This window comes from Burkholderia sp. HI2761, from assembly GCF_002223355.1.
Taxonomy (GTDB): Bacteria; Pseudomonadota; Gammaproteobacteria; order Burkholderiales; family Burkholderiaceae; genus Burkholderia.
Genome location: NZ_NKFN01000007.1, coordinates 1,188,006 through 1,202,839 on the forward strand (window position 1 = coordinate 1,188,006; position 14,834 = coordinate 1,202,839).

11 protein-coding genes are annotated in these 14,834 nt (G+C 67.1%); 10 read left to right on the top strand and 1 reads right to left on the bottom strand.

Annotation, left to right across the window (positions count from 1 at the left end):
• Nucleotides 1-122 precede the first annotated feature (122 nt).
• The 3 genes from CFB46_RS22985 to CFB46_RS23005 all read left to right on the top strand — a co-directional run bounded on the left by CFB46_RS22985 (nucleotide 123) and on the right by CFB46_RS23005 (nucleotide 3,734).
• Nucleotides 123-1,460 carry a heterodisulfide reductase-related iron-sulfur binding cluster gene (locus CFB46_RS22985; RefSeq protein WP_089502309.1) on the top strand — a complete coding sequence of 446 codons (1,338 nt, stop codon included), beginning with the start codon at nucleotides 123-125 and terminating at the stop codon, nucleotides 1,458-1,460.
• Nucleotides 1,461-1,490: 30 nt separating this feature from the next.
• Entirely contained in the window at nucleotides 1,491-2,072 is a 582-nt protein-coding gene (locus CFB46_RS22990; protein WP_089501396.1) for a DUF3501 family protein, read from the top strand.
• A gap of 720 nt (nucleotides 2,073-2,792) precedes the next feature.
• Nucleotides 2,793-3,734: a transposase gene (locus CFB46_RS23005; RefSeq protein WP_089501398.1), complete on the top strand. Its 942-nt coding sequence runs from the start codon at nucleotides 2,793-2,795 to the stop codon at nucleotides 3,732-3,734.
• 131 nt (nucleotides 3,735-3,865) lie between these two features.
• Here CFB46_RS23005 and CFB46_RS23010 read toward each other — a convergent pair whose 3' ends face one another.
• Nucleotides 3,866-5,407: a mannose-1-phosphate guanylyltransferase/mannose-6-phosphate isomerase gene (locus CFB46_RS23010; protein ID WP_089501399.1), complete on the bottom strand. Its 1,542-nt coding sequence runs from the start codon at nucleotides 5,405-5,407 to the stop codon at nucleotides 3,866-3,868.
• 424 nt (nucleotides 5,408-5,831) lie between these two features.
• On the opposite strand from CFB46_RS23010, the gene CFB46_RS23015 reads away from it, so the two are divergent.
• From CFB46_RS23015 to CFB46_RS23045, 7 genes are all read left to right on the top strand, one after another.
• The gene (locus CFB46_RS23015; protein ID WP_027782504.1) at nucleotides 5,832-7,205 is read left to right on the top strand and encodes an undecaprenyl-phosphate glucose phosphotransferase; all 1,374 of its coding nucleotides are present in this window, start codon (nucleotides 5,832-5,834) and stop codon (nucleotides 7,203-7,205) included.
• A 75-nt stretch (nucleotides 7,206-7,280) separates the two neighbouring features.
• The gene (locus tag CFB46_RS23020; RefSeq protein ID WP_027782505.1) at nucleotides 7,281-8,693 is read left to right on the top strand and encodes a UDP-glucose dehydrogenase family protein; all 1,413 of its coding nucleotides are present in this window, start codon (nucleotides 7,281-7,283) and stop codon (nucleotides 8,691-8,693) included.
• 30 nt (nucleotides 8,694-8,723) lie between these two features.
• Nucleotides 8,724-9,167, top strand: coding sequence for a low molecular weight protein-tyrosine-phosphatase (locus CFB46_RS23025; RefSeq protein ID WP_027782506.1), 444 nt, complete (start codon nucleotides 8,724-8,726; stop codon nucleotides 9,165-9,167).
• Entirely contained in the window at nucleotides 9,161-10,339 is a 1,179-nt protein-coding gene (locus CFB46_RS23030) for a polysaccharide biosynthesis/export family protein (RefSeq protein WP_027782507.1), read from the top strand. The genes CFB46_RS23025 and CFB46_RS23030 overlap by 7 nt, the downstream gene beginning before the upstream one ends.
• Before the next feature lie 50 nt (nucleotides 10,340-10,389).
• The gene (locus tag CFB46_RS23035; RefSeq protein WP_089501400.1) at nucleotides 10,390-12,615 is read left to right on the top strand and encodes a polysaccharide biosynthesis tyrosine autokinase; all 2,226 of its coding nucleotides are present in this window, start codon (nucleotides 10,390-10,392) and stop codon (nucleotides 12,613-12,615) included.
• Nucleotides 12,616-12,677: 62 nt separating this feature from the next.
• The gene (locus CFB46_RS23040) at nucleotides 12,678-13,637 is read left to right on the top strand and encodes a glycosyltransferase family 2 protein (RefSeq protein WP_089501401.1); all 960 of its coding nucleotides are present in this window, start codon (nucleotides 12,678-12,680) and stop codon (nucleotides 13,635-13,637) included.
• Nucleotides 13,638-13,680: 43 nt separating this feature from the next.
• Nucleotides 13,681-14,829, top strand: coding sequence for a glycosyltransferase family 4 protein (locus CFB46_RS23045; protein WP_089501402.1), 1,149 nt, complete (start codon nucleotides 13,681-13,683; stop codon nucleotides 14,827-14,829).
• The last annotated feature ends 5 nt before the right edge of the window (nucleotides 14,830-14,834 follow it).

Below are 14,834 nucleotides of genomic sequence, written 5' to 3' on the forward strand. Positions count from 1 at the left end.
GGGGCCGCCGCCGGCCGCACGGCAGCGCCGCGCGACCGGCACGCGGCCGGCTGTTCGTTCATCGCCGCCCGCACCGCGCGGGCGGTGCGCTTGCGCACATGCGCGCCACGCGGGAGCGCCCCATGCCCCACAAGGAAGGCAGTCTCGAAGCCCCGACCCGGCATCCGCTCGACTGGCAGTCCGAAGCGTTCTACGACCAGGGCGCGATCGATGCGGAAATGACGCGCGTCTTCGACATCTGCGCCGGATGCCGGCGCTGCGTGTCGCTGTGCGGCGCGTTTCCGGCGCTGTTCGACCTGGTCGACGACACGCCGACGGGCGACATCGAGGAAGTGCCGAAGGCCGCGTTCGGCAAGGTCGTCGACCAGTGTTATCTGTGCGACCTCTGCTACATGACGAAATGCCCGTACGTGCCGCCGCACGCATGGAACGTCGACTTCCCGCACCTGATGCTGCGCGGCAAGGCCGCGCGTTACAAGCGCGGCGAAGCGACGCTGCGCGACAAGGTGCTGTCCAATACCGATGCGCTCGGCCATTTCGCGGGCATCCCGGTCGTCACGCAGACGGTCAATGCGGTGAACCGCACGCCGCCCGCGCGCCACGCGCTCGAAGCGGCGCTCGGCGTCGATCGCCATGCATGGCTGCCGGAATTCGCGCCGCGCACGTTCCGGCGCGCCGCCCGGCGCTCGGACGATTCGCCCGTGCGCGACGGCGAACGCACGCCCGGCAAGGTCGCGGTCTACGCGACGTGCTACGTGAATTTCAACGAGCCCGGCATCGGCCACGACCTGCTCGCGATTCTCGCGCACAACGAGATCCCGTACGAACTCGTCACGCGCGAAGCGTGCTGCGGGATGCCGCTGCTCGAGCAGGGCAATCTCGAGGGCGTCGCGGCGAAGCAGGCCGTCAACATCCCGGTGCTCGAACGCTACGCGCGTGAAGGCTATGCGCTGATCGGCGCGATCCCGAGCTGCGTGCTGATGTACAAGAGCGAGCTGCCGCTGATGTTCCCCGGCGACGCAGCCGTGCGCGCGGTGGCCGATGCGTTCTGGGATCCGTTCGAATACGTGATCGCGCGGCATCGCGACGGGCTGCTGAAGACCGATTTCAAAACCGGCCTCGGCACCGTGTCGTATCACGTGCCGTGCCATGCGCGCGTGCAGAACATCGGCCGCAAGACGGCCGATGCGCTGTCGCTCGTGCCCGATACGCGCGTGAACGTCGTCGAGCGCTGCTCGGGCCACGCGGGCACGTTCGGCGTAAAGAAGGCATTCCATGCGGACGCGATGCGGATCGGCGCGCCCGTGTTCAAGGCGATGGCCGAGCCGCAGCCGGATGTCGTGTCGTCCGACTGCGCACTCGCCGGCCATCACATCGTGCAGGGCATCGGCGAGAAGGGGCTGCCGCAAGCGCCGCTCGCGCATCCGCTGACGCTGCTGCGCCGCGCGTACGGCATCTGAGCCGCCGCGGCCGACTCACGAGGACATCCCATGACGCTGACCCGCGACTCCCTGCTGACGCTCGAAGCGTACGCGAAGATCCGCAAGGCCGAACACGCGCGGCTCGTCGCGTACAAGCGCCGCCGCGCGGTGGCGCTCGGCAATCACCTGCGTTTCCTGTTCGAGGACGAGACGACGATCCGCTACCAGATCCACGAGATGCTGCACATCGAGAAGATCTTCGACGAAGCCGGCATCGAAGGGGAGCTCGACGCGTATCTGCCGCTGGTGCCCGACGGCACCAACCTGAAGGCGACGATGCAGATCGAGTACGAGCACGAGATCGAACGGCGCGCGGCGCTCGCGCGGCTGATCGGTGTCGAGGATCGCGTGTACCTGCAGGTCGACGGGCACGCGAGCGTCTATGCGATCGCCGACGAGGATCTCGAGCGCGACAACGCCGAGAAAACGTCGGCCGTGCACTTCGTCCGCTTCGAGTTCGATGCGCCGATGCGCGCCGCGCTCAAGGGCGGGGCGGCGCTGTCGATCGGCTGCGATCATCCGGCCTATACGATGCCGCCGCAGCGCGTCGACGCGGACGTCGCCGCGTCGCTGGCCGGCGATCTGAGCTGAGGCGGCGCACGCTTCGCCTGGCGGCTCCGGCTTTTCCGTTCCGACCCGAAACCGGCGCGCCGCACACGCCGCGGCGCGGCCGTACGTCTATTGCACCGAAAATGTAACAAGCGTGACGGATTTGCATGCGGGGACACATTGGGCGCAATGCGTCAGTGTGTTTTCATTACTCGCAGAGAAACAATAAAAAGATTGTGCATGGAGATAATTCGATTCACTGCGAATCGAATGATTTACCGATTCGTGAATATCTTGTTACGAATTTTTCCCTGATTTACCGATTCCGGGAAACCATGCCGGCGATTGTTGCCGGCAGGGGTCGGAGCAAGCCACAACGGCCTGTTTACAGGCATTCTTCAGACGCTGCGGAGCCCCGCCGGACGGGCCTTTGCAGCCGTCGGCATAAAGATCTCGCAAAAAAATTCAAGCGTAAATGGATTGCCCGCCCATGGCAGGTTGTTTCAGTGCGTAACATTAAGTCATTGTCATATTGAGATAAACCCTGAGGATGGTATGCTTCGTGCACAAAAATTCCCACATTGGAGTGAGACCGCGATTTGTGCGCCATTGCCGGGAATCGCGGCACCGTGAAAGTGCGGTGTCGCCCGGTATGCACAACGCCGGATAACCATAATGTGCAACCTGGCCGCCCTGCGACGCGATGTGTCGCGACGGCGCCGCCAATCGCAGCCCCGGCCTGGCTGCGTGGAGAGATCGACTATGTTCTTCGATGAGCTTAACGATGAAGAGTGGTTTCGCCTTTCAGCGCTGATCGCCGATGAACCCATCCGGCTGAACCGTCGTGGGCGTCCACGCGCCGAACCGCGCGTCGTCGCCAACGCGGTGCTGTGGATCCTGACGACCGGGGAAGCCTGGTCAAAGCTGCCCGGTCGCTATCCGTCCGGGCCGACGTGCCGCCGCCGCTACGAGGAGTGGCTCGCGAATGGCACGCTGCTGAAGATGATCGACGTGCTGACGCAGTTCAGCGGGCGCACGTTCGCGTATATTCCGCCGCCGCCGGTGGCGGTCGTGCCGGCCCGTCGCGCGGAGCCCGTGCCCGACAACGACCGTCTGCGCGGCGTGTTCTGGCAGAACCCCGAGTCGTGGCAATTGCCTGTTGCGCAGGCAAACGTTTGGGCGGGCGAGGGTGCGTCGCTGAGCACGATGCCGGACGACCGGATGGACGGCCGCTCCGACGTGTCGTTCACGGTGCCCGGCGCGCCGGGCACGGAGCCGCGCCATGTGCGGGCGTCGTCGGCGAGCTTCGCCGCGGCCGAGCCGCAGGTCGACGAGTATCGCGGCTATACGATCAGCGGCATCGCGCAGCCCGTGCAGAACCTGATGTATCGCGCGTGGGCCGAGATCTCGCAGGACGACCGCCGCGTCGAACGCTCGGGCCTGATCGGCCCGCGCTTCACCGATGCCGAGGAAGCCGAGCAGTACGCGCTCGACTGGGCGCGCCAGTGGATCGATCGCCACGGTGCGAGCGACGCGCCGGCGCGCGAGCCGCAAGGCGAAGTGCTGGCCGGCCTGTCGGCGCTGGCGCGCGCGGAATCGGACATCAAGCGCTTCATCGCCGAGCGTCGCGCGGGCGCGTTGTCGGAAAGCCGCAACGATCCCGTGCAGTCGGAGCGTCGCGAATACGAGTACCGCGTGGGCTGATCGCCGTTCCCGTGCAACGCGCGGGCCGTCGTATGCCACGACGCCCGCGCGCAAGTCCAGTGTCTCCATGTCTGCCTCGCCCGGGCGCCGCTGTCGAAGCGGCGCCCTGTGGTGCATGACGGTATGACGCGTTACTGTCTGCCGTAGGTATCGTCGAAGCGGACGATGTCGTCCTCGCCGAGATACGCGCCCGACTGCACTTCGATCAGCTCGAGCGGCATCTTGCCCGGGTTCTCCAGGCGATGCGACACACCGAGCGGGATGTACGTCGATTCGTTTTCGGACAACAGGAACGTTTCGTCGCCGCGCGTGATGCGCGCGGTGCCGCGCACGACGATCCAGTGCTCGGCGCGGTGGTGGTGCATCTGCAGCGACAGTTGCGCGCCCGGCTTCACGACGATGCGTTTCACCTGGAAGCGCTCGCCCATGTCGACCGAGTCGTAGTGGCCCCACGGACGATGCACCTTGCGGTGGTCGGTCGCTTCGGAGCCTTGCCGCGCCTTGATGCGCCCGACGATTTTCTTCACGTCCTGCACGCGCGATTTATCCGCGACGAGCACGGCGTCGGGCGTTTCGACGACGACCAGGTTCTGCGTGCCGACGCAGGCGACGAGCCGGCTTTCCGAATGCGCGAACGTCGATTCGGCGCCTTCGAACAGCACGTGGCCGCGGCCGACGTTGCCGGTATCGTCCTTCGGCGAGATCTGCCAGATCGCATCCCACGAACCGACGTCCGACCAGCCCGCGTCGAGCGGCACGACGACGCTCTCGCACAGTTCCGGCAGGCTCGCGAGCGGTTCCATCACCGCGTAGTCGATCGAGTTCGACGGCGACGCGGCGAATGCGTCGCGGTCGACGCGGAAGAAATCGCCGTCTTCCTTGCCCTGCGCGACGGCCTGTTCGCAGGCCGCGTAGATCTCGGGTTCGAGTTGCCGGATCGCCTTCAGCCAGACCGACGCGCGCACGATGAAGATCCCGCTGTTCCACCAGTATTCGCCCGACGCGACGTACTGCTGCGCGAGTTCGAGGTGCGGCTTCTCGACGAAACGGTCGAGGCGGCGTACGTCGAGGGAGCCGGTTCCGGCGTCGCCGAGCGGCGCGCCGACGCGGATGTAGCCGTAGCCGGTTTCCGCGTGCTTCGGCACGATGCCCATCGTCGCGATCTTGCCTTGCGCGGCGCAGTGCACGCCGGCCGCGACGGCCGCGTGAAAGCGCGGCACGTCCGCGACCGCATGGTCGGCGGGCATCACGGTCATCACCGCGTCGTTGCCGCCGGCGACGAGCCGCAGCGCGGCGAGCGTCAGCGCGGGCGCGGTGTCGCGACCGAGCGGCTCGAGCATGATCGTCGCGTTCTTGGCCGTCAGGCGCAGTTGTTCGGCGGTCGTGAAGCGGTGATCCTCCCCGCAGACGATCAGCACGTCGTCGTTGAGCGGGTGATCGGCCGTCAGGCCGTCGAGGCGCAGCGCGGTGGACTGCAGCAGCGAGTGATCGCCGAGCAGGCCGATCAGCTGTTTCGGAAAGCGCTCGCGCGACATCGGCCACAGGCGCGTGCCGGAACCGCCGGCGAGAATCACGGGCTGTACGGCGAGACGCATACCGGCGCCGGGCGTGCCGGCGGCGGGTGCGGCGGAAGAAGAATGGCGCGTTTCGGCGGCCACTGCCGGAGCATTCATGATGACACTCTCCACGGTTGAAGTCAGTGCCTGTCGTTGTAGCATGAAGTAAATCGACAATAAAACCGGACCCAATGCCGAATATCCGCCAGGCATTGATCCGGGAGAATTTTCCGCGATAGCACCGGCCGCAAATAAAAAAATAAAAAATAATTCCGGGCGCTGGCCGGACATGGCCGCCCGCAAAGGGCGCCCGGCAAGCGTAACGATTCCGAAAAAATCCCCTTTCATGACTGATTCGGGAAAACCTGCCGATTTAATTAAAAAAGATCGCGGCAAGAATTTCCGATTATTTTTCGAAATACTTGTGCGCTTGAGGAGGAATTTTCTTGTCGCTTCAATAGCGTCATGCAACGTTTGAATCGAACGTGCGGCACGGGCTGCACAAGGCGCTGTTCGCCTGTTCAAAGAAGAGGAAACAGACATGTTGAGCGTGCTGGCGAGAGTCATCGATATCGCGATGGTCGTGACGGGCGCGCTGATCGCGGCCGTATTGCACGACGGCAGCATCGGGCTCGGCGACCTGCAGCGCACGACGGTGCTGTTCGACTGCCTGCTGGTCGTCGTGTTCTTTCCGGCCGTCGGCATCTACCAGTCGTGGCGCGGCAAGCGTCTCGTCGGGCTGGTGGTCCGCGTTGCGTTCGCGTGGCTCGCGGTCGAGCTCGCGGGCATCCTGATGAGTTTCAGCTTTCACCAGTCGGGCGACCTGTCGCGGCTGTGGCTGGGTTACTGGGCGCTCACGACGACGGCGCTGCTCGCCGGCTCGAAAGCCTGCGTGCACGTGGTGCTGCGGCAATTGCGCCGCGGCGGCTACAACCTGAAGGCGGTCGCGATCGTCGGCGGCACGCCGGCGGCGCGGCGGCTGATCGCGCAGATGCGGGCGCGGCCGGAAGCCGGTTTCAACCCGGTGTGCGTGTACGACGAAAGCGAGGCGCCGGGCGAAGTCGCGCTCGACGACGTGCGTATCGAGCGGCAGTTCGAATCGCTGGTGTGGCTGGTGCGCAGCCGCGCGATCAGCGAGCTGTGGCTCACGCTGCCGATCACGGAGGAGCGCCGGATTCACCAGATCGTGACGGTGTTCCGCCACGACTTCGTGAACATCCGCTTCATTCCGGACGTGCGCACGCTGTCGTTCTTCAACCAGGAAGTGGTCGAGGTGCTCGGCGTGCCGGCGATCAACCTCGCGGCGTCGCCGATCACCGACGTGCGGATCCTGCCGAAGTTCGTGTTCGACCGGCTGTTCGCGCTGGCGGCGCTTACGGCGCTCGCGCCGGTGATGGTGCTGATCGCGGCCCTGATCAAGCTGACCTCGCGCGGGCCGGTGTTCTTTCGGCAGAAGCGCAAGGGCATCGACGGGCACGAGTTCGAGATCTACAAGTTTCGCTCGATGAAGGTGCACGAGGAAGTGGCCGGGCAGGTCACGCAGGCAACGAAGAACGACTCGCGCGTGACGCCGGTCGGCCGGTTCCTGCGGCGAACGAGCCTCGACGAGCTGCCGCAGTTCATCAACGTGCTGAAGGGCGAGATGTCGGTGGTGGGCCCGCGCCCGCATGCGCTCGCGCACGACGACATCTACAAGGATCTGGTCAAGGGCTACATGTTCCGCTACCGGATCAAGCCCGGCATCACCGGGTGGGCGCAGATCAACGGCTTTCGCGGCGAGACCGACCAGATCGAGAAGATGATGGGCCGCGTGAAGCTCGACCTGTACTACATGCAGAACTGGTCTTTCTGGCTCGACATCAAGATCGTCGTGCTGACGCTGTGGAAAGGCTTCACCGGCAGCAACGCGTACTGACACCGACGCACCGCGTCACGCAGGCATTCCGGTTTTTCCGAATTTCGAATCATTGGTCAAGGGGTCCGACACATCATGAATCTGACTATCATCGGCAGCGGTTACGTAGGGCTTGTCACCGGCGCCTGTCTCGCCGACATCGGGCACGACGTGTTCTGTCTCGACGTCGACCAGGCGAAGATCGACATCCTGAACAACGGCGGCGTGCCGATCCACGAGCCGGGCCTGAAGGAAGTCATCGCGCGCAACCGCTCGGCCGGCCGCCTGCGCTTCTCGACCGACATCGAGGCCGCGGTCGCGCACGGCGACGTGCAGTTCATCGCGGTCGGCACGCCGCCCGACGAGGACGGCTCGGCCGACCTCCAATACGTGCTCGCGGCGGCGCGCAATATCGGCCGCTACATGACCGGCTTCAAGGTGATCGTCGACAAGTCGACGGTGCCGGTCGGCACGGCCGAGCGCGTGCGCGCGGCGGTCGCCGAGGAGCTCGCGAAGCGCGGCGGCGAGCAGATGTTCTCGGTCGTGTCGAATCCGGAATTCCTGAAGGAAGGCGCGGCCGTCGACGATTTCACGCGGCCGGACCGCATCGTGATCGGCTGCGACGACGACGTGCCGGGCGAGCGCGCCCGCGAGCTGATGAAGAAACTCTACGCGCCGTTCAACCGCAATCACGAGCGCACGCTATACATGGACGTACGTTCGGCCGAGTTCACGAAATACGCGGCGAACGCGATGCTCGCGACGCGCATCTCGTTCATGAACGAACTGGCGAACCTCGCCGACCGCTTCGGCGCGGACATCGAGGCCGTGCGCCGCGGGATCGGCTCCGATCCGCGCATCGGCTACCACTTCCTGTACGCCGGCTGCGGCTACGGCGGCTCGTGCTTCCCGAAGGACGTCGAGGCGCTGATCCGCACGGCCGACGAGCACGGCCAGTCGCTGCAGATCCTGAAGGCGGTGTCGTCGGTCAACGCGACGCAAAAGCGCGTGCTCGCCGACAAGATCGTCGCGCGTTTCGGCGAGGACCTGAGCGGCCGCACGTTCGCGCTGTGGGGCCTCGCGTTCAAGCCGAACACCGACGACATGCGCGAGGCGCCGAGCCGAGAGCTGATCGCCGAGCTGCTGTCGCGCGGCGCGCGCGTCGCGGCCTACGACCCGGTCGCGCAGCAGGAAGCGCGCCGCGTGATCGCGCTCGATCTCGCCGATCACCCGAGCTGGCTCGAACGTCTCACCTTCGTCGACGACGAGGCGCAGGCCGCGCGAGACGCCGACGCGCTCGTGATCGTCACCGAATGGAAGGCGTTCAAGAGCCCGGACTTCGTCGCGCTCGGCCGCCTGTGGAAGACGCCCGTGATCTTCGACGGCCGCAACCTGTACGAGCCGGAGACGATGAGCGAGCAGGGCATCGAGTATCACCCGATCGGCCGGCCGGGCTCGCGCCAGGCCGTCGCCGCCCGCGTGCCGGGCGCCGCGCGCGCCAGCGCGTAACCCGTTTTCCGTCACTCGTTACGAGACGCCATGTTCCGGAACATCCTGATCGTCTGCCATGCGAACGTCTGCCGCAGCCCGGCGGCGGAAATGCTGTTCAAGTCGCATGCCGCGTCGCGCGGCGGCCCGCGCCCGACGTTTCATTCGGCCGGCGTGTACGCGAACGACGGCGACGGCATCGATCCGGTGATGCGGCAACTGCTCGCCGAGCGGGGCGTCGATGCGACGACCCATCGCTCGCGGCGGCTGTCGCGCCGGATCGTGCGCGACGCCGACCTGATTCTCGTGAGCGAGCGCGATCAGATCAAGGCCGTCGAAACGGTCGATCCGTTCGCGCGCGGCAAGGTCCACCTGCTGGGCAAGTGGGAGGACGCCGAGATCACGGATCCGCATGGCGGCCCCGAGGCCGACTATCGCGAGAGCTACTCATTGATCGAACGTCTGGTTCAAGGATGGCTGCAAAAACTATGCTGAAACGTCCCATGCGCCCGCTGGCGCTCGCCGTCGCGCTGACGACATTCCTGTCGGCCTGCGCAACCGCGCCCGGCAACTACCTCGACTCGTCGAACCTGAAGGACGAAGGCCGGCAGGAAGCGGCCGAAACCTATCCGGTTCATTACATCGACGCCAAAGTGGTGATGGATCAGCTGCAGAAAGCGCAGGTCGACCATCCGCTGCCGCCCGGGCGCTATACCGATCCGTCGCAGTACACGTATCGCGTCGGCCCGCAGGACATTCTCGGCGTCACCGTGTGGGATCACCCGGAGCTGACGACGCCGCAGGGCCAGTCGTTCTCGAGCGGCGGCAACACGACGCAATCGGTCGCGGGCGCGCTGCAGCAGCCGTATACGACCGCGCTGCCGGGTCAGGCCGATCCGTACGGCCAGACCGTGTCCTCCGACGGCACGATCTTCTTCCCGTTCGTCGGCCGCATTCGCGTGGCGGGCAAGACGGTCGCGCAGATCCGCGACCAGATGGCGTCGAGCCTGTCGCGCTACGTGAAGAATCCGCAACTCGACGTGCGCGTGCTGTCGTTCCGCAGCCAGAAGGTGCAGGTGACGGGCGAGGTGAAGCAGCCGGGGCCGCTCGCGGTGAGCGACGTGCCGCTCACGCTCGTCGACGCGATCTCGCGTTCGGGCGGCTCGACCGCCGAGGCCGACCTGCAGCGCGTGCGGCTCACGCGCGACGGCAAGCTGTACACGCTCGATGCGAACGGCGTGCTCGATCGCGGCGAGGTGAAGCAGAACGTGATGCTGCAGCCGGGCGACATCGTCAACGTGCCGGACCGCAGCGACAGCCGCGTGTTCATCATGGGCGAGGTCAAGACGCCTGTCACGGTGCCGATGCTCAAGGGCCGGCTGACCATCGCCGATGCGCTGACCGCGGGCGGCGGGATTCTCGACACCGACGCGAACCCGCGCAAGATCTACGTGATGCGCGGGATGCGCGACAACCCGACGAAGCCCGAAGTGTTCCGTCTCGACATGACGCAGCCCGATGCGCTGATGCTGTCGAGCCGCTTCCCGCTTCAACCGCTCGACGTCGTCTACGTCAGCACGGCCGGCTCGGTGCAGTTCAACCGTGTGCTGCAGCAGGTGCTGCCGACGATCCAGACGATCTTCTACATGCGGCAAATCACGCGCTGATAGCCCGCCGGGGCGGCGTCCGCCCCCCGGCACCACTCAAGCGGGAACGAATGGTGAACACGCAAGCGAAACACTCCTACGCGGATCTGACCGCGAAAACCGAGGAAGAGGACGTCGTTCTCGGCCAGTTGCTCCAGGTCATCATGGACGACATCTGGCTGCTGCTCGGCATCGCGGTGACGGTCGTCGCGCTCGCCGGCCTCTATTGCTTCATCGCGAAGCCGGTCTACCAGGCGGACGTGCACGTGCGGGTCGAGGGCAACGACAACACGTCGCAGGCGCTCACGCAGACGCAGACGGGCGCGTCGATCAACAGCGGCCCGCAGCAGGCGCCGACCGATGCGGAAATCGAGATCATCAAGAGCCGCGGCGTCGTCGCGCCGGTCATCGAGCAGTTCAAGCTGAACTTCTCGGTCACGCCGAAGACGCTGCCGGTGATCGGCAGCCTCGCCGCGCGCCTCGCGACGCCCGGCGAGCCGTCGCGGCCGTGGCTCGGTCTGAAGTCGTATGCGTGGGGCGGCGAACTCGCCGACGTCGACTCGATCAGCGTCACGCCGGCGCTCGAAGGCAAGAAGCTGACGCTGACGGCCGGCCCGAACGGCACCTATTCGCTGGTCGACGAGAACGGCACGCGGCTGCTGGCCGGCCGGGTCGGCGAATCGGCGCAGGGCGGCGGCGTGACGCTGCTCGTGCAGAAGCTCGTCGCGCGCCCCGGCACGCAATTCACGGTGGTTCGCTACAACGATCTCGACGCGATCAGCGGCTTCCAGGCCGGCATCCAGGTGACCGAGCAGGGCAAGCAGACGGGCGTCGTGCAGATTTCGCTCGAAGGCAAGGATCCGGACCAGACCGCCGCGATCGCGAACGCGCTCGCGCAGTCGTACCTGAACCAGCACGTGGTCGCGAAGCAGGCGGAAGCGACCAAGATGCTCGACTTCCTGAAGGGCGAGGAGCCGCGCCTGAAGGCCGACCTCGAACGCGCGGAAGCCGCGCTGACGCAGTACCAGCGCACCTCGGGCTCGATCAACGCGAGCGACGAGGCGAAGGTCTACCTCGAAGGCAGCGTGCAGTACGAACAGCAGATCGCCGCGCAGCGCCTGCAGCTCGCGTCGCTCGCGCAGCGCTTCACCGATTCGCACCCGATGGTGATCGCCGCGAAGCAGCAGCTCGGGGAACTGCAGGCCGAGAAGGACAAGTTCAGCAACCGCTTCCGCAGCCTGCCGGCGACCGAAGTGAAGGCGGTCCAGCTCCAGCGCGACGCGAAGGTCGCCGAGGACATCTACGTGCTGCTGCTGAACCGCGTGCAGGAGCTGTCGGTGCAGAAGGCCGGCACGGGCGGCAACATCCACCTGATCGATTCGGCGCTGCGTCCGGGCGCGCCGGTCAAGCCGAAGAAGGTGCTGATCCTGTCGGCCGCCGTGTTCCTCGGCCTGATCCTCGGCACGGGCGTCGTGTTCCTGCGTCGCAACCTGTTCCAGGGCATCGAGGATCCGGACCGCATCGAGCGCACGTTCAACCTGCCGCTGTACGGGCTGGTGCCGCAAAGCGCCGAACAGGTGAAGCTCGACGCGGCGGCGGAGAAGGGCGGCGGCCGCGCGCGGCCGATCCTCGCGAGCCTGCGTCCGAAGGACCTGAGCGTCGAAAGCCTGCGCAGCCTGCGCACCGCGATGCAGTTCGCGATGATGGACGCGAAGAATCGCGTGATCGTGCTGACCGGCCCGACGCCGGGCATCGGCAAGAGCTTCCTGACGGTCAACCTCGCGGTGCTGCTCGCGCATTCGGGCAAGCGCGTGCTGCTGATCGACGCCGACATGCGTCGCGGGATGCTCGACCGCTACTTCGGCCTGACCGTGCAGCCGGGCCTGTCCGAGCTGCTGAGCGATCAATCGCCGCTCGAGGAAGCGATCCGCGAGACGCCGGTGCAGGGTCTGTCGTTCATCGCGGCCGGCACGCGCCCGCCGAACCCGTCGGAGCTGCTGATGTCGACGCGCCTGCCGCAATACCTCGAAGGGCTCGGCAAGCGCTACGATGTCGTGCTGATCGATTCGCCGCCGGTGCTGGCGGTGACCGACGCGACCATCATCGGCCGCATGGCCGGCTCGACGTTCCTCGTGCTGCGCTCGGGCATGCATACCGAAGGCGAGATCGCGGACGCGATCAAGCGCCTGCGCACCGCGGGCGTCGATCTGGACGGCGGGATCTTCAATGGCATGCCGCCGAAGGCGCGCGGCTATGGCCGCGGCTATGCGGCCGTGCACGAATACCTGAGCGCTTGATCGCATTGCACGAAACCGGGCCGGCGCGAGCCGCATCGGCCCGGCCGAATGGAGAACCCTCGATGAAAATTTCCGTGCTCGTTCCGACCTACCGGCGTCCCGCCGACCTCGCGCGCTGCCTGCTGGCGCTGCAGCGCCAGCAGCGGCTGCCCGACGAGGTGATCGTCGTCGCGCGCCCGGAGGACGACGCCACGCACGAACGGCTCGCCGATCCGGCGGTCGGCGGCGCGCTGCCGCTGCGCATCGTGCCGGTCGACGTGGCCGGGCAGGTCGCCGCGCTGAACAAGGGGCTCGACTCGGCGAACGGCGACATCGTCGCGATCACCGACGACGATGCGGCGCCGCACCCCGACTGGCTCGCGCGCATCGAAGCCGCGTTCCTGTCCGACCCGCGCGTGGGCGCGGTCGGCGGCCGCGACTGGGTGCACGAGAAGGGCCGCCTGCTCGACGAATCGCGAGAGCAGGTCGGCCAGCTCACGCTGTCGGGCAAGATCATCGGCAATCATCACCTCGGCGTCGGCGGCGCGCGTGAAGTCGACATGCTGAAAGGCGCGAACATGAGCTACCGCCGTGCGGCGATCGAACGGCTGCGCTTCGACACACGGCTGCGCGGCGCCGGCGCGCAGGTGCACAACGACATGGCGTTCAGCATGGAAGTGCAGCGCGCGGGCTGGACGCTGCTGTACGACCCGGCGATCGCCGTCGATCATTTCCCGGCCGAGCGCTTCGACGACGACCGGCGCGATGCGGCATCGCTGAACGCGATCAGCAACGGCGCGTACAACCTGCAACTGACGCTGCGCGAGCATCTGCCGCCGGTACGGCGCGAGATCGCGTGGTGGTGGTGGGCGCTGATCGGCACGCGCGTCTATCCGGGCCTCGCGCACGTGCTGCTGTCGCTGCCGAGCGCGCGGCGCGCCCGCGTGCTCGCGCACTGGCGCGCGGTGCGCCGCGGCGCGCGCGACGCGCGCCGCACGAACCTCGCCCCCCACCGTGCGGCCATGCCGCCGGTGACGTCTTGAACGGCCTGCGCGCATTGCGCGCGGCCACGCCCGGAGGGCTCGCATGACTGCATCGAAAGCTGCAACCAAAGTCCACGTCCATCTGTTCTACGGCGCCGATCCGCGTACCTACCGGAAAGGCGACGACATCGGCTGCCTGTACGGCTATCACCACGCCGAATCCGACGAATTCCGGCTGACCTATTCGCAGGACGGCGGCGAGAACCGCGTCGTAAGCCTCGCGCGCCGTGCGCTGAAGGCCGCGCTCGGCTTCGACGTCGTGCATGCGTGGCGCAACCGCGCGGCGCTGCTCGCTACCGACGTGATCTGGACACACACCGAGCAGGAGCATCTGGCCGCCGCGCTGATCCTGAAGCTCGCCGGCGAGCAGGGCAAGCGCCAGCTGTTGCTCGCGCAGAGCGTGTGGCTGTTCGACAAATGGGACGGCTTCGGCGGCCCGCGCCGCTGGCTGTACCGCAAGCTGCTCGCGCGCGCCGACGCGCTGACCACGCTGGCTCGCGACAACGCCGAGCTGTGCCGCCGCTACCTCGGGCGCGAAGCCGAGTTCGTCTATTACGGGCTGAACACGCAGGACTTCCCGCCGGTCGAGCCGCAGCAATGGCAACCGAACCGGCCGCTGCGGATCGCGGCGATCGGCAACGACCGCGACCGCGACTGGCGCACGTTCCTCGCCGCGTTCGGCGGCGATGCGCGCTACGACGTGCGGCTCGCGACGCGCCGCCGCGTGCCGCGCGAATTGCACGCGCCGAACGTGAAGATCGGCCCGGCGTCGGGGCTCGCGAAGCAGCACGAGCTGTACGCGTGGGCCGACGTGATCGTCGTGCCGCTGCGGCCGAATTTCCACGCGTCGGGCATCACGGTGATGCTCGAGGCGGCGGCCGTCGGCAAACCGATGATCGTGTCCGACGTGGGCGGCCTGAGCGATTACTTTCCGCACGATACGGCCGCCTATGTGCCGGCGTTCGACGCGCAGGCGATGCGCGAGGCCGCCGATCGCTTCGTCGCCGACCCGGTAGCGGCGCTCGAGTGCGCGCGGGCGGCCGCCGCGTGCCTGCGCGAACGCGACCTGACGACGCAGGCGTTCGCCGAGCAGCACGTGCGCATCACGCGCGACATGCTGCGCCGGCGCCGCACACCCGCGGCGGCCGGCGTGGCGATGCCGCTCGCCGATTCGCGTCCTTCGTCGCAGTGAGCGCG

Coding starts and splice junctions, on each gene's coding strand:
- CFB46_RS22985 (WP_089502309.1), top strand. CDS start 123: ATGCCCCACAAGGAAGGCAGTCTCGAAGCCCCGACCCGGCATCCGCTC.
- CFB46_RS22990 (WP_089501396.1), top strand. CDS start 1,491: ATGACGCTGACCCGCGACTCCCTGCTGACGCTCGAAGCGTACGCGAAG.
- CFB46_RS23005 (WP_089501398.1), top strand. CDS start 2,793: ATGTTCTTCGATGAGCTTAACGATGAAGAGTGGTTTCGCCTTTCAGCG.
- CFB46_RS23010 (WP_089501399.1), bottom strand. CDS start 5,407: ATGAATGCTCCGGCAGTGGCCGCCGAAACGCGCCATTCTTCTTCCGCC.
- CFB46_RS23015 (WP_027782504.1), top strand. CDS start 5,832: ATGTTGAGCGTGCTGGCGAGAGTCATCGATATCGCGATGGTCGTGACG.
- CFB46_RS23020 (WP_027782505.1), top strand. CDS start 7,281: ATGAATCTGACTATCATCGGCAGCGGTTACGTAGGGCTTGTCACCGGC.
- CFB46_RS23025 (WP_027782506.1), top strand. CDS start 8,724: ATGTTCCGGAACATCCTGATCGTCTGCCATGCGAACGTCTGCCGCAGC.
- CFB46_RS23030 (WP_027782507.1), top strand. CDS start 9,161: ATGCTGAAACGTCCCATGCGCCCGCTGGCGCTCGCCGTCGCGCTGACG.
- CFB46_RS23035 (WP_089501400.1), top strand. CDS start 10,390: ATGGTGAACACGCAAGCGAAACACTCCTACGCGGATCTGACCGCGAAA.
- CFB46_RS23040 (WP_089501401.1), top strand. CDS start 12,678: ATGAAAATTTCCGTGCTCGTTCCGACCTACCGGCGTCCCGCCGACCTC.
- CFB46_RS23045 (WP_089501402.1), top strand. CDS start 13,681: ATGACTGCATCGAAAGCTGCAACCAAAGTCCACGTCCATCTGTTCTAC.